At 68.3% G+C, this 16,209-nt stretch carries 16 protein-coding genes and 1 tRNA gene; 8 read left to right on the top strand and 9 right to left on the bottom strand.

The window, feature by feature from the left end; translation table 11 throughout:
• Positions 1 to 113: 113 nt before the first annotated feature.
• Complete coding sequence (locus tag WJM96_RS16150) at positions 114 to 515, bottom strand: hypothetical protein (protein WP_424813546.1); 402 nt, start codon at positions 513 to 515, stop codon at positions 114 to 116.
• A gap of 395 nt (positions 516 to 910) precedes the next feature.
• Between WJM96_RS16150 and WJM96_RS16145 the strand changes: the two genes are divergently transcribed.
• On the top strand, positions 911 to 1,582 hold the full coding sequence (locus WJM96_RS16145; protein ID WP_424813545.1) for an Arc family DNA-binding protein: 672 nt from the start codon (positions 911 to 913) through the stop codon (positions 1,580 to 1,582).
• A gap of 43 nt (positions 1,583 to 1,625) precedes the next feature.
• Here the strand turns inward: WJM96_RS16145 and WJM96_RS16140 are convergent, their stop codons facing one another.
• Positions 1,626 to 2,723 (bottom strand): hypothetical protein, encoded by a 1,098-nt coding sequence (locus WJM96_RS16140; protein WP_424813544.1) that lies wholly within the window; start codon positions 2,721 to 2,723, stop codon positions 1,626 to 1,628.
• Positions 2,724 to 2,758: 35 nt separating this feature from the next.
• On the opposite strand from WJM96_RS16140, the gene WJM96_RS16135 reads away from it, so the two are divergent.
• From WJM96_RS16135 to WJM96_RS16115, 5 genes are all read left to right on the top strand, one after another.
• Positions 2,759 to 3,268 carry a hypothetical protein gene (locus WJM96_RS16135; protein WP_424813543.1) on the top strand — a complete coding sequence of 170 codons (510 nt, stop codon included), beginning with the start codon at positions 2,759 to 2,761 and terminating at the stop codon, positions 3,266 to 3,268.
• Positions 3,265 to 3,714, top strand: a complete 450-nt coding sequence (locus tag WJM96_RS16130) for a hypothetical protein (RefSeq protein ID WP_424813542.1) — start codon at positions 3,265 to 3,267, stop codon at positions 3,712 to 3,714. The genes WJM96_RS16135 and WJM96_RS16130 overlap by 4 nt, the downstream gene beginning before the upstream one ends.
• Entirely contained in the window at positions 3,711 to 4,133 is a 423-nt protein-coding gene (locus tag WJM96_RS16125; protein ID WP_424813541.1) for a hypothetical protein, read from the top strand. The genes WJM96_RS16130 and WJM96_RS16125 overlap by 4 nt, the downstream gene beginning before the upstream one ends.
• Positions 4,134 to 4,154: 21 nt before the next feature.
• Entirely contained in the window at positions 4,155 to 4,610 is a 456-nt protein-coding gene (locus WJM96_RS16120) for a DnaB-like helicase N-terminal domain-containing protein (protein WP_424813540.1), read from the top strand.
• A gap of 88 nt (positions 4,611 to 4,698) precedes the next feature.
• The gene (locus WJM96_RS16115; RefSeq protein ID WP_424813539.1) at positions 4,699 to 5,196 is read left to right on the top strand and encodes a hypothetical protein; all 498 of its coding nucleotides are present in this window, start codon (positions 4,699 to 4,701) and stop codon (positions 5,194 to 5,196) included.
• 307 nt (positions 5,197 to 5,503) lie between these two features.
• Here WJM96_RS16115 and WJM96_RS16110 read toward each other — a convergent pair whose 3' ends face one another.
• The 5 genes from WJM96_RS16110 to WJM96_RS16090 form a co-directional block, all read right to left on the bottom strand.
• Entirely contained in the window at positions 5,504 to 5,692 is a 189-nt protein-coding gene (locus WJM96_RS16110) for a hypothetical protein (RefSeq protein ID WP_424813538.1), read from the bottom strand.
• 90 nt (positions 5,693 to 5,782) lie between these two features.
• Positions 5,783 to 6,061: a hypothetical protein gene (locus tag WJM96_RS16105; protein WP_424813537.1), complete on the bottom strand. Its 279-nt coding sequence runs from the start codon at positions 6,059 to 6,061 to the stop codon at positions 5,783 to 5,785.
• A gap of 308 nt (positions 6,062 to 6,369) precedes the next feature.
• The gene (locus tag WJM96_RS16100) at positions 6,370 to 7,779 is read right to left on the bottom strand and encodes a site-specific integrase (RefSeq protein ID WP_424813536.1); all 1,410 of its coding nucleotides are present in this window, start codon (positions 7,777 to 7,779) and stop codon (positions 6,370 to 6,372) included.
• A gap of 163 nt (positions 7,780 to 7,942) precedes the next feature.
• Positions 7,943 to 8,019 (bottom strand) — tRNA-Pro (locus tag WJM96_RS16095).
• Positions 8,020 to 8,065: 46 nt separating this feature from the next.
• Entirely contained in the window at positions 8,066 to 9,376 is a 1,311-nt protein-coding gene (locus WJM96_RS16090) for a class I SAM-dependent methyltransferase (RefSeq protein WP_424813535.1), read from the bottom strand.
• A gap of 67 nt (positions 9,377 to 9,443) precedes the next feature.
• Here WJM96_RS16090 and WJM96_RS16085 point away from each other — a divergent pair, with 67 nt between their 5' ends.
• Both WJM96_RS16085 and WJM96_RS16080 read left to right on the top strand, forming a co-directional pair.
• The gene (locus tag WJM96_RS16085; protein WP_424813534.1) at positions 9,444 to 10,277 is read left to right on the top strand and encodes a carbon-nitrogen hydrolase family protein; all 834 of its coding nucleotides are present in this window, start codon (positions 9,444 to 9,446) and stop codon (positions 10,275 to 10,277) included.
• A complete protein-coding gene (locus WJM96_RS16080) occupies positions 10,274 to 11,035 on the top strand; it encodes an NAD kinase (protein ID WP_424813533.1) in 762 nt (253 codons plus the stop codon). Before WJM96_RS16085 ends, WJM96_RS16080 begins: the two co-directional genes overlap by 4 nt.
• Positions 11,036 to 11,156: 121 nt before the next feature.
• On the opposite strand, the gene wecB is transcribed toward WJM96_RS16080, so the two are convergent.
• On the bottom strand, positions 11,157 to 12,302 hold the full coding sequence (wecB, locus tag WJM96_RS16075; RefSeq protein WP_424813532.1) for a non-hydrolyzing UDP-N-acetylglucosamine 2-epimerase: 1,146 nt from the start codon (positions 12,300 to 12,302) through the stop codon (positions 11,157 to 11,159).
• A gap of 109 nt (positions 12,303 to 12,411) precedes the next feature.
• Positions 12,412 to 16,200 carry a cellulose synthase subunit BcsC-related outer membrane protein gene (locus WJM96_RS16070; protein ID WP_424813531.1) on the bottom strand — a complete coding sequence of 1,263 codons (3,789 nt, stop codon included), beginning with the start codon at positions 16,198 to 16,200 and terminating at the stop codon, positions 12,412 to 12,414.
• Positions 16,201 to 16,209 lie beyond the last annotated feature (9 nt).

Genomic DNA, 16,209 nt, shown 5'->3' with positions numbered 1-16,209 from the left:
TTCCGACGGAAGAATGACTTACCCCTTCCCGGCCGAAGCCCCACCGATCGAGCGCGTCCGCTGAGGCTTGCCTGCGCGACCGTCCGCCGCGAGCTTGGCGGCGCCACGGGCGGCTACGCGACAGCACCCAAATCCTGAAGCAAGCTACGAAGGAGGGCGTCCGCCGGGCACAGATCGGCGGGCGTCACGAACACGTTGTACTGAGCTACCACCTTCGCCTTAAGCCGGATCTCAGCGTCGCTTACGGCCCGCGTGCCGATCAGTTGCTGCAGGACCAGGCCGGCTTCGCTGTCCAGCGCTTCCAGCGCTGCGAGATATGCGTGACCGCCGGCCGTATAGCCGCCCTTGATGGGTAAAGCGTGTCGCTCCGTCAGAGCATCGCTCTCGGCGGACAGATCCTCGAGCCGCTGGACCATCTGCGCGAGGGTGAGTGGAGCGCTCGCCGGCTTGCCCGGCAGTGGCAGGGCCGGCCCCAGCGGCACTGCGAGGAGAATGTCGCGACGGGTGAGGAACATTAGCGCCCCTTTTCTCCACAGTTTGGCGCGAGCGCCATCGTGACTGACACGCGCGTGCCAAGCCGAGAACGGGATTTCTCAGGAAGGTAATACCTGCGACGCGCTCTCGGCCGCCCGGTTGCCATCGCCTCGAGTGGCCTCCAGCCCCCTGATTAAGAGAGCGCGAATGGCAGAAGTTCGACTCGCCATTCCGGCCGGGACGCCCCATTCGTCGATCTGCCTGATGACCTCGGGCGTCAGAGGGACCGTCACCTTCGCGGTTCCGGTTCGGTCGGCGGTGTAGCCCGGGGCGCGGGACATTGGGATCTCCTGGCTCCATTATGATGCCACGAAGCATAGCACCTGGCATCATAAAGACGTCAAGGGATTTTCGGAAGTGATGCTATCGTGATGCCATGAGCGATGACGGACAGATGAGATTCAGCCTCCGACTGAGCGACGATCTTCATCAGAAGATCGTCCAAGCCGCGGGGCACGCGGGACGGAGCGTGAATTCCGAGATGCTCAATAGGCTCGAAAGGAGCTTTGAGGCGGCTGACCTGTCAGTCGTGGTGGCCGTGCTGACCAAGATGGCAGCCCGTCTAACTAACATCGAGGAAGCCATGGACCGGATGCAAGCCCAGTTGCTCCCCGACTATTTCAAAAGCCCTGAAGAAGCCGTCGCGGAGCTACTGGACGAGATCAAGGCAGCTACAGGAGAGCCGGCGACTCCAGAGGTCGAGGACCGCATCCGCAGGATGGTGGGCAAAGATAAATTGGCGCCGCAGGAGATTGAGACCATTTATCGCGCAGCTACGCGCGAGCTTGGTGAGAGGTCTGTTGGAAGTTCAGCCCCCCCGGGGCGAGAACTGGATTCGCGTATCCAGCGGATCCTCCGATCTCGCATGACGAAACGAGACATGCCTGCTGGACTCACCATTTTCGACATCGACGAGATGATCTTTGAGGGCGTTGCTCTCCTTCTCGACGAAGCGGAGCAAGATCCGGAGTTGGCGGCGAACCTCCGAAATATATACACGCCGTCAAAGTCTGCCGCATCAACCCGGAAGAGCCACTTAAAAGTTTGATCTTTTCTGCTCGGCGGATGCCAAGCCGACTTCGGCCCCGTGGCTACTTCACTACCTTCAACCCGCCGCCCACCGCCCGCCAAAGTGGTCTCAGCAGCTCGGCATGGTGCCCCTCCAGGAGCTGCACCATCCTGCCGAGGAGCGCCGGCGTCATATTGATTTCATGCTGACGAAGCCTTTTCTGCACGCGAACAAGTGACGCCTCGTCCCGGAGATGGTCGAGCTTCAGCTCAGGCTCGATTTCTGTCAGCAACTGAATAAAGCCGGCCGCATCGCGCTGCGTAAGTTCCAGCAGCGCCGCCAACTCATCCCGCTCCTGACGCTGCGTCCTCGCCACGACGTCCTCGATATGCCACCCGAGGAGCTCCAGGCCTTCCTTGGGGATCCAGCGGTCCTTGGGCTGCGGCGCCCAGTCGAGTTGGAACGACGACTCCCACCGGATATCGAAGCAGATCGCCAAACGCGTCTCGAGGCACTCGATGGCGGCGCCGATGCATGCCAGCAAGTGGGCGTCGATCCTCCGGTTCTGTTGTAAATCCCGCCCATCCACCGCCGGGTTCAAGCGCTTCACACCGCGGATGAACATCAGCTCGTTCGACGGCCGGTAGGGACCATATGCGGAGAGCCGATGGAACTCGCTCCAGTCACTTCCGCCGACCCGCTGCGGCTCCCATTCCACCGCGAGATTTCCCGGGCGCGAGATGAACGCCTTGAGCAGAATCCGCGGATTGTCCGCCCCGCTGCGCCGCGAGCGACCCATCAGCCGTGCCTGGTCATAGTTCCACCAGTGGTGCAGACCCCCGATCGCGTGCTCGTGATACGGCTCGCGAAGATCCCAAAAGGTATGGATTTGTGCTCGGCTGAGATCCTCAGGCGCTAGCCCGGCCTGCGACATGGCAACCGCCAGCGCGGCATAGGCCTCATTGAAGCGGGCGTGCGGACCAAGCGGCAGCAGCTTGACCTGTCGATTACGACCCCTCCTCAACGACGCCGTCTTTGCCATGACCGCCTTCCAATGCTCGGCCACTAGTATGCGTGGCGGCGCCGCGGCTGCGAGCACCAAGCTGGCATCGATACCAAATCCCGTTTTGGTATTGACGTAATGATACCGGTTCGGCATTTTGGTATCTGCGCCGCCCATCCGGTGGCCCGCAAGACACTGAGCAGGTGAGGCCCATGAACCAGATCACCTTTCCCGTCCCGGCCGAGGCGAACTTGTCTGCGAATGCGCGAGACGCGGCGCCCCCCGATCCGAAGAGGAAGCACCGCCGTGGTCCGCTGGAGAGCGCCGACCCCAAGATGTCTCCGAAGCAGTCCAGCTTCCTTGCTCTCCCATTCGTCCGCCTGCGCAGCCGCAAGGAGATGGCTGAGGCCAAGAGGCTCAGAAAGCCGCGCGTATCCGCGATAAACTTCTGGTCGCCAGGGCCGCGGCCTCCCGGCGAATACACGATGGTCATGTGTCTCGATGACGAACGGCGCGGCGCTGCCTACGCGGATCTGCTGATCGAGCACATCCAGCTTCACTCCGACCGTCACATCCTCAACTCAGTGCTTCTCGCGATTTCACGTCAGGACGAGGCCCAGCGTCAGCCCCACCTGCTGATCGGCTTCATAGAGACGCTGGGTCGGGCGGTGCTGCGTTCAACCTACGCACCGCGGCCGACCAATCCGGAGGTGCCGCTGTGAACGCCCGTTCGCCCATCTGTGAGCTGAACCTGGCCGCCAGCACCATCGACCTGACCGCGCTTGCCGCGGAGGCACAATGCATCGTCAAGGAAGTGGGAAATCGCTCGCCATGCGGGATGACCCCGGATCGGCGCACCCAGGACGATCGTGCTCTCCAGACATCATACGCGCTCGAGGACGTCGTCCTCGCTGGTGAGCCCACGAAAGTCAGCGACTGCCTGGCGCAGCTGGTGCTGCTCGTCAATCAGATCCGCATGGCGAGTGAGGATGCGGACCCCAAAACGCCCGCTCGCCTCGCGACGATCGGTGGTCAGTTGGAGCGAACCACCGTCGCGCTGGCGCTGCTGCTGAGTGTCAACATCGTGCCACTGGGGGCGTGGAGCTACTTCTACCCCGACGCATTGCTCGCCCTCGGCTTGAACACCAAGAAGGAGAGCACTCCATGAACGACACTACCCTGCCCGCTGCCGAAGCAACGGAGGCGATGACGCCGGCCGCTCCGGAGGAATATGGGACCGCCCCCTCCAGGGCTGCGTCCATCGTTGACGCGGCCAGCATGAGTGAACTTGTCACGCTCGGGCGCCTATATGTTGCGGTCGTCAACAGCCGCCCCGAAGACCCGGACGTCCCGAACGAGACCCGGGACCATGAGATGGAAGTGCTGGCCAGCTTCGACGACGAAATCACGTCGCGGATCGCGGCACGCTCGCCGAACGGTCCTCAGGAGTACGACGCGAAGGTCACCTACCTCCTTGGGCGCCTCCGCAGTCAGGACGTTTCCGAAGTGGTCGTGGACGAGGTGCTCGATGCCCTTGAACGCGACTTCCGCGGGCAGGTCGCCAACCTGCAAGCCGTAATCGCCTGACCTCAAGCAAGGCCCACGAATATGAACAAGGCCACGCGCCCCGAGATCGCCGCTTCCGTGAAGCAGTCCACGCCGGCCCCCGACCGCCGCAGCAAATCCACACGAGGCGCTGCCACGATCGAGCAGATGTACCTCGGCCTCGTCCTGCGCGGGGCTCCCTGCCCTGACTTCCTCGGGGAGCAGCACTTCGTCGATCAGGTGCATGGCACGATCTACGCCACGATGGAGAGCTTCAAGTCGCGGGATGTCGGAATGCTCAAGGCGTATTTCGAACGCAGCGGCGAGATCAAGGCTGTCGGCACGTCCTACCTGGACGACCTCATGGCCACTGCGGTCGACCTGCCGCTGACCGCAGCTATGGGCTTCGCCCGTGCGGTCCATGACCTATGGGTTGAACGCCTGCTGACGGGCCTCCTGGCACCGCCGGCAGATCCAATGGGAGGTCTGCCAGCCTCACCTTCGGGGGCGGTGCACTAATGCTGCGGTCGGCCGCCGGCAACAGCCCTCAGTTGAGCCACGTGGCCGCCCGTCCAACGGATCGCGCTAGCACGGAGGAACGCCTCAAGTGACCGAAACCTTCATTCGAACAGCTCTTGGCGCCCTCAACCTGCGCTTTGTCCGACGCTTCCGCCAGGAAGCCCGACCCGATGGCTCGACAACGCACTACGCGGTCCCGGACGATGGTCCGGAGGTGCCCGTCTTCCTCTCCGAGCATGCGCTAGAGCGGCTGTGTCAGAGGTTTGTCCCAGCGACACCCGGCGACGTGGCCTGCTTCCTCTCGGTCGACGAGGACAAGGAAAGCCCAGCGATCGCCGATGTGTGGGAGCAGCACGTCAAGATTATCGCGTGGGGCATCGACACCAACTATGGGCCGGCCTTCGGCATCGAGCCAATATTCGCGGACACGCCTTGCTCGAACCAGCATGTGTTTCTCGCGAAGCCCGATGGCACTTGGTTCGCGCAGGAGCGCGGTGACTACAAGACGCTCGACGAGGCGAAGCGGGAAGTGCTGGCTCACTATATCAAGGAGAGGGGCCAAGCCGGTGCTTCAGATCAAAACTGAGACGCCGCTGCGGGTATGTCGCGGCATGCGCCGATCCGATCCGCCACGCGATGCGGCCGGAGACTTACTGCACCAAGCCCTGCACCTTGCGGTACGCGAACGCCGCGCAGCTCGCCAAGAGGGTGGGCCAGCCTTTGCCGTCCATGTCGAAGGGCACGGTGCTAACCGGTTCGAACCCCGGCCGTCTGACGAGATTGAACCCAGCGTCGCTCATCTGAATGGCGAATTCCCAGGTCTGTCCTTCGGACTTCGCGAAGGTGGCGAGATCGGCGGAAGGGCTGTCGCGCCCGGTGGCCCTAGGCCCGAGCTACATTTGCACGGCCATATCTGCAAGCGTCGGCTTCGCGACCTCCAAAATCTCGCTGAGCCGTTCTCTCAGCGGGCCATGCAAGTAGTCGCACCACTGACGGCGGACCGCCTCACGATCCAGCTTGGCGCGCAGCTCTTCCCTGGCCTCGAACAGGGCGGCGGAGAACCGGGGAATGGTGTCCGACATCTGGCGCTCCGAAAAACACAGCGTCTGAACGAGGCGCGATCTTCGCGGGTCGCGTGGCGGGATGGCCTGGAGCGTCTTCGTAGGCGAGCTTCAGCCCTTCGGGCGCTTCGCAGCGACGCGATGCAGGTCCACGTCGCACCTCAGCAGGATGGCCTGCAGCTGCTTCCAGTCGAGGGTCGCGGGCAAGTCGTGGGAGAAGACCCACTCTTCGACGGCAGCGCTAACCGATGGGTCGGCCAGGGTCGAGGCCTCCCAGGGTGCATCAGTCATGTCGATCGGAATGCTGCGGTTCTTCTCCTCCTCTCGGAGGAGCAACTCCACCTTGCCGCCTGGCGCGTAGACGATCTGGGTCCGCGGATCAGCCATCATGCCCTTCCCTCTCGGGCGCGCATGTGCAGTCGCATGGCCGGCGGTTCAAGAGGGGACGGGGCATGACTCCACAGCCCGGCTACGCCGATTACCTCTCAGGCGTGGAGTCGCCCGGAACTCGATGGAACGGCTACTGATGGACGAGAGGCTCAATCGACCGAACCTTTCGCGTTCAGCGGCAGCGGACTGGTTCGCCGCCCAGGGCTACGAGCACATCAGCAACGAGCACCTGGAAGCGCTCGCCGCGCGTGGGAAGGGGCCCAAGTATTTCCGGGTCGGCAAGTACGTCTACTACAAGCAGGACGAGCTTAAGACGTGGCTCGCCGCCGAGATCCTGAGGAGCGCGGAGCCGCGGCGACGGCGCGGCGGGGCTGCACGAGCCGCCTGATCCGCGCTTCCTCGAACGGCACGTCAAAGCCCCAGGTCTCTCGCGAGATCTGGGGCTTTCCATTTGCCGCTCCCTGGCGGTCGATCTCCGCAAACAGCAGCTCCGCCCAGCGCTCAATTGCCTGCCGCTGCAGCGCCAGCATCTCTGCGCGCTGGTAGACGGCCATTACACCCGTCATGGAGCTCGAGGCGGCGTGGTTCAGGAGCTTGTCGGTAACCACCGCATCGAAGCCGTGATCGCCCAGCACCGACACGACTGTGCGACGGAAGTCATGGAAGGTCCGGCCAGCGATCCCCGCCGCCGAGAAAACCGAGGTCGCCAGATCGGACCAGCTAGACATGACCTTTCCGCCCCGGCCGGAGAAGATCAGATCGGTTTCCGGCGTAGTGCGGGTGGAGCGATCCGGGAGCCAGCGCAGAAGCGCCACAGCGGCCGGGGAGAGGGGCACGCGGTGTTCCTGCCTGTTCTTGGTCGTGCCACCGATCTGGAGCCAGTACGGACCCACCACTGCGTCATCTAGGACAATCCGGGAGCGCTTCGCCCGCACGCCCTCGCTCTTCCGGCAGGCCGTCAGGATCATGAAGCGCAGCAGGGCGCCACGCCGCCCGAATGCGCCTGCCGCTATGAAGAGGCGGGCGATCTCGTCGAGGGTGTAGCGCTGCCAGCGCTGGCCCCGTCCCTTCTTGAGCTTGTAGCTGTCCGGCCAGCTGATCGGCATGCCCCGCCGATCCATCTCCTCGGACACATGAGCCGAGAAGCGGAGAATGAGGGATCGCAGGTTGCCGGCCGTGCTCGCGGACGCCTGGCTGGCGAGCAGGGTCTTGAACTGCGCCGGGTCGAACGCGCCGACCGTCGTGGCGCCAATGGAGGGGCGTAGGATCTGCGCCTCAAGGCGCAGCAGCTCGCGCTCATAGCTCCCTGTCTGCTCTGCCGCGATGCGAGACGCGAGGGCCGCCTGGGTTGCGGCCCGCCACCCGTCCAGCAGCTCGGTGATTGGGATGGCCCGGCGCGATTCATCGAGGGCGGCCTGCCGCTCTGCCTTCGCAGCCGCATCGCGCTCTGCTGCGAGGTCGCGCCCTCGCGAAGCGGCGCTGCGAAATTCCTCGGCCTCGGCCCGCGCATCGTCCGGCAACATGGCTGGCCAGTCGCCCAAGGTCTCGAAGCGCTGCCGCACGTCGCCACGGACGCGGTATTTCAGCACGTAGGCGATTTTGCCCTTGGGCGTGCGGCGGAGACCGAAGCCTGCCAGCTTGTCGTCCCAGAAGACCTGTCGCGTTTCCGGCAGAGGCTGCCGATCCAGATCCTCGATGGCCCGCTTGTTGATTCGCACGCGGCCCTCCGCCTTGCATTCGGGGAGAACATAGAACGAAACGGGACCATCGGGCTACCACATGGCTACCAAACCACCGCGAACAATGCGCGATCTTCCTCGACTATCGCAGGCTATGGAGGGGGATGAATTGGGGCAGAAATGGCGGTTATCCGCCGAATAATGGTCGGAGTGGCGGGATTCGAACCCACGACCCCCAGTCCCCCAGACTGATGCGCTACCAGGCTGCGCTACACTCCGACGGGCGCTGCCTTACCACCGGCGGCGCGGATGTCAAAGGGGTGCCTCAGACAATCGGGGTTGCATAGAGGTCGCCCCTCGTTGGCGGCAGTCCGGCGCCGCCCCGGGCCTTCTTCGTCGCGACCGTCTGGAAGATGCCCACGCTGCCGCGTTCGAAGGCCAGGGCGCAGCCGGCCAGGTAGATCAGCCAGATTCGCGTCTTGGCCGGACCCACCTCGGCCTCGGCCGCCGCCCGATTCGCGTGGAGGCGCTCGGTCCAGAGGCGGCAGGTGCGGCCGTAATGCTCCCGCCAGCCCTCGGTATCGTGGATCTCGAAGCCGTTGCGCTCCATGGCGTCGGTGGTGCCGCCGATATGGTCCAGCTCCCCGCCCGGAAAGATGTAGTTCACCAGCGCCGCGAATTCCGGCCGCTTCTTCCGGAACTCCCGCTCGTCCTTCTTCATCGGCCGCGCGATGGCGTGGTGCAGGTAGATCCCCCGCGGCCGCAGCAGGGAGCGGATATGACGGAAATAGCCGTCCCGGTTGTCGAGCCCCACATGCTCGAACATGCCGATGGAGGCGATCTTGTCGAACTCCATGTCCAGGCTGCGGAAATCCCGCAATTCCAGCGTCACGCGGTCCTGCAGGCCTAGGCGCTTCACCTTTTCCTGCGCGAAGTCGAACTGCGCCTGGCTCAGCGTCACGCCGTGGGCCTTCACGCCATGATGCTGGGCGGCATGGCAGACCAGCCCGCCCCAGCCGCAGCCGATGTCCAGGAACCGCTCGCCGGGGGCCAGCCGCAGCTTGCGGCAGATCATCTCCAGCTTGGCCTTCTGCGCCGTCGCGAGGTCGGCCTCCCAATCGGGGAAATACGCGCAGGAGTAGACCATCTCCGGGTCGAGGAAGAGCGAGTAGAAGGCGTTGGACAGGTCGTAGTGGAACTGCACCTGGGACTTGTCGTCCCGCCCCTCCTCCGCCCTCGCCTTCTGCGCGCCGGCATAGGCGTGGCTCGGATCCGCCGCGCCCGGGCCGAAGAGGAAGGGCAGCACGGCCCGCGCCGCCGCCAGCTTGTTCACCGAGCGCGCCAGGCCCCGCGTGCCCTTCTCACCACGCCGGGCCGCGAGGTCCAGCAGCGTGCCGCCCTCGATCTCCACCAGCCCCTCGGCCAGCAGGTCGATCAGCGTGGGCAGGCGCGGCCGGCGCAGCAGGCGCGTGACCACCTGCGGGTCATGCACCGCGATCGCGAGGTCGCCGCTCCAGCGCGGGCCCAGGGGAATCGCCTGCCCATCCCAGAGGCGGAGCGCGAGGTCGAGGTCCAGTTTCGGCGCCACCCCCGCGATGAGGTCCCGGAGCCGCGCGAGGCGTGAATCGGTCTGCATGGATCGGAACCTAAGCCAGGAACGCGGCCCCTCCCAGGCCCGGGCATTCTGTGGCTTGATGCGCGCCATGCGAGTTTCCGCCATCCAGATGAACCAGGGCAGCGACAAGCCCGCCAATCTCGGCCAGGCCCGCCGCCTCATCGAAGGCGCGCTGGCGGCCGACCGCCCGCACATCGTCACCCTGCCCGAGACATGGACCAACCTCGGCGGCGGCCGCGATTCGCGCATGAACGCGGCCGAGATCCTCCCGCCCGTCGGCTCCAACGAGGCCGGCGGCCCGGCCTACGAGATGATGCGCGAGATCGCGCGCGGCGCGGGCATCCACATCCATGGCGGCTCGATCATCGAGAAGGGCGAGGAAAAGCTCTTCAACACCACCGTGGTCTTCGACCCGACAGGCGCCGAGATCGCGCGCTACCGCAAGATCCACCTCTTCGACATCACGGGGCCCGACGGCACCGGCTACCGCGAGAGCGCCCTCTATGGCGGCGGCAGCGACATCGTGACCTTCCGGGCCGGTGACACCACCTTCGGCTGCACCATCTGCTACGACATGCGCTTCCCGGAGCAGTATCTGGCGCTTCGCCGCGCCGGCGCCGAGGTCATCTTCGTGCCGTCCAACTTCACGCTGATGACCGGCAAGGACCATTGGGAGGTGTTGCTGCGCGCGCGCGCCATCGAGACCCAGTGCTGGATCGTCGCCGCCGCCTCCCACGGCTCCTATGAGGAGCGCGGGGCCATGCGGCAGGTCTATGGCCATTCGCTGATCGCCGACCCCTGGGGCCATGTCGTCGCCAAGGCAAGCGACGGCACCGGCTGGGCCACCGCGCGCATCGACCCGGCCGTCACGGCCCGCGTCCGGCGCGACATGCCCGTGCTCGAGCACCGGCGCCTCGCTTGACGCGCATCGCCTTCATCGCGGCCACCACCGAGGTCGCGCAGACCGCGCGCGACCGGCTCGCCGCCATGTATGGCGATGCCGCGCCGCAGGAGGCGGAGTTCATCGTGGTGCTCGGCGGCGACGGGGTGATGCTGGAGACCCAGCACCGCTTCCTGGGCCGCAACGCCCAGATCTACGGGATGAACCGGGGCAGCGTCGGCTTCCTCATGAACGACTACCGCGAGGAGGACCTGCCGGCCCGGCTGGCGGCCGCCCAGGGCTCGGCGCTGCACCCGCTGCGGATGCGGGCGCATTCCCATGACGGCAAGACCCACGCCACGCTCGCCATCAACGAGGTCTCACTGCTGCGGCAAACGCGCCAGGCCGCCAAGCTCCGCATCATCGTGGATGGGAAGGAACGCCTGCCGGAGCTGATCTGCGACGGTATCCTGGTCTCCACCCCGGCGGGCAGCACCGCCTATAATCTCTCGGCCCACGGGCCCATCGTGCCGCTGGACGCGAACCTCCTGCCCCTCACCCCCATTTCCGCCTTCAGGCCGCGCCGCTGGCGAGGGGCCCTGCTGCCCTCCGCCGCCAAGGTGGTGTTCGAGGTGCTGGAGGCCGAGAAGCGCCCCGTGTCCGCCACCGCGGACTACACCGAGGTCCGCGACGTTCGCCGCGTGGAGGTGCGCGAGGACCGCAGCATCACCATGACCATGCTCTTCGACCCGGACCACAACCTGTCCGAGCGCATCATCAAGGAGCAGTTTACGGTTTGATTCGTCCCTCAGGCGCCGGGTGCCACCCTCCGGCCGGGCCGAGGCGCGCCTTACTATCTTACTATCTTACTATCTTACCGGCCGTTGCTCAGGGCGCAGCACGGCTGTTGGCGACCCGATACTAGGAAATTTGTCCTTCAAATTCAAGCGTTCCGAGGCTCGGAGCCACCTCGCCCATCAACGAGCGGACGATGCGCGGCGCGGCGCGGCCGTCGCCATAGGGGCATCCGGCGCGGGCCATGGCACGCCAGGCGCCCTCGTCGTCCAGCAGTTCCTCGGCCGCGCGCAGCAGCCCCTCCCCGTCCGTGCCCACCAGCCGGGCGGTCCCGGCCTCGATCGCCTCGGGCCGGTCGCTTTCCTCCCGCGTCACCAGCACGGGGCGGCCCAGGCTCGGTGCCTCCTCCTGCACGCCGCCGCTGTCGGTCACGACGAGATAGGCCCGCCGCATCAGCCAGACGAAGCCCGCATGATCCTGCGGCGGCAGCAGATGCACGTTCGGCAGATGCCCGAGAGCCGCCCGCGCAGGTACTTCCGCCTGCGGGTTGAGATGCAGGGCGAAGACCACCTGCACATCCGCCCGACGCGCCAGCCGCGCGACGGCGCCCGCCACGCGATCCAGCCCTCCATCGAAGCTTTCGCGCCGATGCCCCGTGACCAGAACCAGCCGCCGTGCGGGATCCAGGAAGGCGAAGCGACAGGCGAGCGCCACGTCGCCCTCGCCGCGCCGCGCCGTCATGTGCAGCGCGTCGATGCCGGTATTGCCGGTGACCTCGATGCGGGCGTCCTCCACCCCCTCGCGCCGGAGCTGCGCCGCCGCCGCGGGGGTGGGCGCGAAATGGCGCGCGGCGACCCGGGCGATGAGGCCGCGATGCGCCTCCTCCGGCCAGGGCGCCAGGGGATTGCCGCTCCGCAGCCCGGCCTCGACATGCGCGACCGGCACCCCGCCATAGAAGCCCGCCAGCGCCCCCGCGACGGCGCTGACCGTATCGCCCTGGACCAGCACCCAGTCCGGCGGCGCCTCGCGCAGCAGGGGGGCGAGGCCCATCAGCATCCCGGCCAGCCGCTCCGCCATGCCCTGCCCCGGCCGCATGAGGCCGAGGTCTTGGTCCGCCGCCAGCCCAAACCCCTCCAGCGCCGGGCCCAGCAGGTCCCGGTGCTGGCCCGTGGACACGATGCGGCATCCCGCCCCGGCCGCGCGGAGCGCGAGAATGACGGGCGCCAATTTGATGGCCTCGGGACGCGTGCCGAGCACGCAGGTGACGCGCATGGGCACAAGTTAAAGGCGAGCTTTCGCGCCGCGTCACGCAACTTCTGCGTGCACCAGCGATAAATCGACCGGCCTATGCCTCAGAAAATAATGAATTTATTTCCCGCGGTCAGAAGCGGCCGTTGAGCCGCAGGAAGGCGCGCATCTCGTCCCAGTTCGCCGAGACGTCGTAGCGGAAGCCGGCGCTCAGGTTCAGGTTCGGGGTTACGGCGTAGTCGATGTCGCCGCGCACGCCGCCCACGAAGTTCTGCTTGTTCTGGCCGGGGTAGAAGGCCATCGCGGTCGGGTCTGCCGCCGCCCGCGCCTGGGCCAGGGCCTGCAGGTTGGAGTCGTTGGGGTAGAGCGGCGCCGTCTGCTCGCGCCAGACCGCGTAGCCCGCCGTGCCGCCCAGCCGGTAGCTGAAATCGCCCGTCCGGCCGCGGTAATCCACCGGCACGTTGAGCGCCACGAAGGATTGCGGGCTGTAGTAGCCGCCATGGCCGAGGGTGAAGTACCGCAGGTTCCGGTCATAGGCGAAGTAGACAAGGTCGGTGCCTACCGAGAGCTCGCCATCCGGCCGGCGCCAGAACGGATAGGAGAAACCCGCCCCCGCCTCGATACGCGCATTGTCGCGAACGTTCTCGCCCTCGAACATGTAGTAGCCGCCGCCGGCATAGGCGTAGCCGGGGCCGAGGGGCAGCTCGACCTGCGCGCGCCCGCCGGCCCGCGTCACCGCGCCCCAGCTCCGCTGGGTGACCGGATCGCGTTGCCCGGCCCAGGAGAGCAGGCTGTCGTTCACCGTGCGCCGCTCGCCCGTCAGGCGCAGGCGAATGCCGCCGATCTGCGGCGCGATCTCCAGCCCGCCAATGACGGTCGTCGTCGGGAAGCCGAGCGGCGAGGAGCCGATATCCGCGCGGAAGCTGTCGCCCCGCGTGTAGCTCAGTCCGAGAATGGCGCCGGAGGCTGTGGTGCGCGGCTGGGCGCGCGTTCCATAGGCCGCGTTGGTGCCGAAGCGCTGCAGCGAATTGGCGTCCGAGGCGAGGCGCCCGGTCTCCAGCGTCACGCCGGTCACGGTGGCCATCAGGCGCCCGCCGATCGCGGCCGGGGAGATCTCGCCCTCGGCGGTCGCATTGACCTCCTGCAAGCGGTCCAGGCCCGAGCTGCCGGAACGCAGCCGCAGCCCCGGCTGGGCCGCGAGGCGCGGGCCGGTATTGCGCTCCAGCGCGGCGAGCTCCTGCGCGATCTCGCGCGAGACGCGGTCGCCCGCGACGGGCACGCCGTCCACGCTTGGCAACGGCTGGGCCGCGCCGGGGCGCACGAAGGGATTGGCCAGGCGCGGCTCGGCCGCCACGCCGCCCGGGCGGCCGGCGAGCTGGCCGACCTCGGCCGCGCGCTGCGCCGCCGCCGTCTCCAGCGAGCGGCGGGCGCGGGCATCGTCGTTGAAGGCGCGCGCCACCCGTGCATCGAGCAGCGAGACGCGGCTGTCGCGCGGGAAGAGCTCGCGCGCCTCCGCCAGCAGCGCCTCGGCGCGGGCACGCTGGCGCAGCGCAATGGCCGCGTCGATGGCGCCCTGCCGTGCCTCGAAGCTGCGCGGGTTGCGCGCCAGCATGCCCTCGGCCACGCGCTGCGCCTCCTCGGGCTGGCGCGCGCCCTGGTAGAGCCGCGCGAGGGCGAGGTTGGCGTCGGGGTCGTCCGGATTACGCTCCAGGGCGGGGCGCAGCCGCTCGAAGGCTTGGGCCTGGCGGCCGTCCTGGTTCAGCCGGTCGGCGGCGCGAATCGCGGCACCCGAGCGCAACGAGGCGATGTCGCGTCGCTGCTCGGGCGTCGGGTTCCCCGCCTCGGCCTGATCGGCGATGGCCAGCGCCTCGGCATCCAGCCCCGCGCCGAGCAGCGCGCCCGCGATGGCGAGCCGCGCCGGCGTGCCGGAGACGCGGTTGGCGGCTGCGCCCACGCGCGCGGCCTCCGCGGCGCCGAAGCGGTCGTCGGCCTCGCCGAAGGCACGGATGACGGCGGCGGCGGTCGCGCCCGTGGGGTCCGGCCGGGCCGCGATGGTCAGGAGCTGCGTGCGGCCCACGGCCGGGCTGCTGCGGAGCATGGCGGCCGCGGCCGACACGTCCCGCTGCACGCGCAGCCGCGACTGCAGGCGCGACATGTCGGCGGTGCGGCTGCCGGGCGGGATCTGGTTCAGATAGGCCTCGGCATCGGCGTAGCGGCCGTCCTCGTCGGCGAAGAGGGCGGCGGCATAGGTGCCGTCCCGCCCGCCGCGCGCGGCTCCTTCCTCGACGAGAGCGCGGCCTTCCTGGGCGCGGCCCTGCCGGCGCAGGGCCCGCGCGAGGTCGAGCCGGATCCAGGGGTCGCCCGGCGCCTGGGCCATGGCCTGGCGCAACAGCGCCTCGGCCACCACGGGGTCACCCGACCGGTCGGCCTCGGCGCGGAGCTGCGAGCCCGGGCCGGTCGTCGCGCCGCCGCCGGAGGGCGCGGGGCCCGCGAGTCGCGGCAGCTCCGACAGCCGGCCCTGCGCGCGCAGGGCCTGGGCCAAGCCGTCGCGCGCCAGCCCGAAGCCGGGGCGGCGGGCGAGCGCCGTACGGAAGCGCTGCTCCGCCGCCGGCGCGTCGCCGCGGCGGAGCGCGATCTCGCCCAGCAGGACCTCGGAATCCGTCTGGTCCTGCACGGCGCGCCGGGCGGCAGAGCGGGCGATGCGATCGGCGGCCTCGATGTCGTTGCGGCGGAGCGCCGCGCGACCCTCGGCGATCTCGGCGGGGTAGATCGCGGCATCCAGCGCCTGCTGCCAGTTCTGGGCCTTGGATGGATCGGCCGCGATGGCGCGCTCGAGAAGCTGGCGCGCATCCGCCGGGCGGTTCTGCCGCAGGCGCACGATGCCGAGGCCGCCCAGCGCATCCGCGTCGTTCGGATTGGCGGCCAGCGCGGCCTCGAACTGCTGGGCGCTGCGTTGCAGGCCGCCGGCCTCGAGAGCGGCGAAGCCTTCCTGCCGGGCCACGGCGGCGGGGCCGGTCGCCTGGCGCGTGGCGGCGAGGCCGCGGCTCAGCTCCTCATCCGCGCCGTAGCGGTCGATGAAGGCCTGCGTCGCGGCGGCATAGGCGGGGTCGCCGATGCTCCAGGCCAGCGCCTGGCGCAGTGCGGCACGCGCCTCGATGCCGACCTCGCGGTCGCCGGTCAGGGCCTGGAGGCGGCGGATGCCGTCGGCGCGCGTCTCGGGCTGGTAGGTCTGGTTCTGGGCGAAGACGAGCCGCGCGCGCGAGGTCGCGCCGGGCTCGTCGGCGAGGCGCTCCAGACCCGCCCTGCCCTGTGCGCCGGCAGTCCGCGAGGCGGCGAGCGCCGCGTAGTATTCCTGGGCGTATTGGGGCGTCGGACCCTGGCTGCCGAAGATGGCGCGATAGCGCTGCGCGGCCTCGTCGGCGCGGCCGGCGCGGGCAAGGCTGCGGGCTTCCTCCAGCGCATTACGGTCGATGGCGGCGCCCCGCAGGGCCTCGGTCACCGCCTGGGTCTCGGCGGGCGTGCCGCCGGCCTCGCGCAAGCGCGTCGCGTAGCTCTGGGCGGCAGTGCGGTTGTTCTGCGCAGCCGCGATGCGCGCGCCGAGCGTGAGCGCCTGCACGTTGCGCGGCTCGGCCGCCAGCGCGCGTTCGATGGAGGAGGCCGCGAGGTCGTAGCGTTCCATCGCCAGCCACCGCTCGGCCTGGCGGATCAAGACATCCACGGCACGGTTGTTGCCGGCCTGGGCCGTCACCGTGGGCGCCGGCGCGGCGGGCGCCGCGGCCGGGGTCTGGCCCAGCAAGCCCTGGGCGACGGCAGCCGGCGGAAGCTGGCTGCTGGGCACAGGCGGCTGCGCGCCCGCCGGGTGTGTTCCCAGCGCGGCGCCGCCGATCAGCAGAACCACGGGCACGGCACGCATGTCAGTCATCCCCCGGCA

It is taken from the genome of Roseococcus sp. YIM B11640, assembly GCF_049727625.1.
In the GTDB taxonomy this organism is placed as follows: Bacteria; Pseudomonadota; Alphaproteobacteria; order Acetobacterales; family Acetobacteraceae; genus Roseococcus.
Note: the sequence above shows the minus strand (reverse complement) of the source record. Positions and strands in the feature narration are given on the sequence as shown.

What these genes read in the sequence shown, in the direction of transcription:
- WJM96_RS16150 (WP_424813546.1), bottom strand. Translation starts at nt 515, where the DNA reads ATGTTCCTCACCCGTCGCGACATTCTCCTCGCAGTGCCGCTGGGGCCG.
- WJM96_RS16145 (WP_424813545.1), top strand. Translation starts at nt 911, where the DNA reads ATGAGCGATGACGGACAGATGAGATTCAGCCTCCGACTGAGCGACGAT.
- WJM96_RS16140 (WP_424813544.1), bottom strand. Translation starts at nt 2,723, where the DNA reads ATGGGCGGCGCAGATACCAAAATGCCGAACCGGTATCATTACGTCAAT.
- WJM96_RS16135 (WP_424813543.1), top strand. Translation starts at nt 2,759, where the DNA reads ATGAACCAGATCACCTTTCCCGTCCCGGCCGAGGCGAACTTGTCTGCG.
- WJM96_RS16125 (WP_424813541.1), top strand. Translation starts at nt 3,711, where the DNA reads ATGAACGACACTACCCTGCCCGCTGCCGAAGCAACGGAGGCGATGACG.
- WJM96_RS16120 (WP_424813540.1), top strand. Translation starts at nt 4,155, where the DNA reads ATGAACAAGGCCACGCGCCCCGAGATCGCCGCTTCCGTGAAGCAGTCC.
- WJM96_RS16110 (WP_424813538.1), bottom strand. Translation starts at nt 5,692, where the DNA reads ATGTCGGACACCATTCCCCGGTTCTCCGCCGCCCTGTTCGAGGCCAGG.
- WJM96_RS16105 (WP_424813537.1), bottom strand. Translation starts at nt 6,061, where the DNA reads ATGATGGCTGATCCGCGGACCCAGATCGTCTACGCGCCAGGCGGCAAG.
- WJM96_RS16090 (WP_424813535.1), bottom strand. Translation starts at nt 9,376, where the DNA reads ATGCAGACCGATTCACGCCTCGCGCGGCTCCGGGACCTCATCGCGGGG.
- WJM96_RS16085 (WP_424813534.1), top strand. Translation starts at nt 9,444, where the DNA reads ATGCGAGTTTCCGCCATCCAGATGAACCAGGGCAGCGACAAGCCCGCC.
- wecB (WP_424813532.1), bottom strand. Translation starts at nt 12,302, where the DNA reads ATGCGCGTCACCTGCGTGCTCGGCACGCGTCCCGAGGCCATCAAATTG.
- WJM96_RS16070 (WP_424813531.1), bottom strand. Translation starts at nt 16,200, where the DNA reads ATGACTGACATGCGTGCCGTGCCCGTGGTTCTGCTGATCGGCGGCGCC.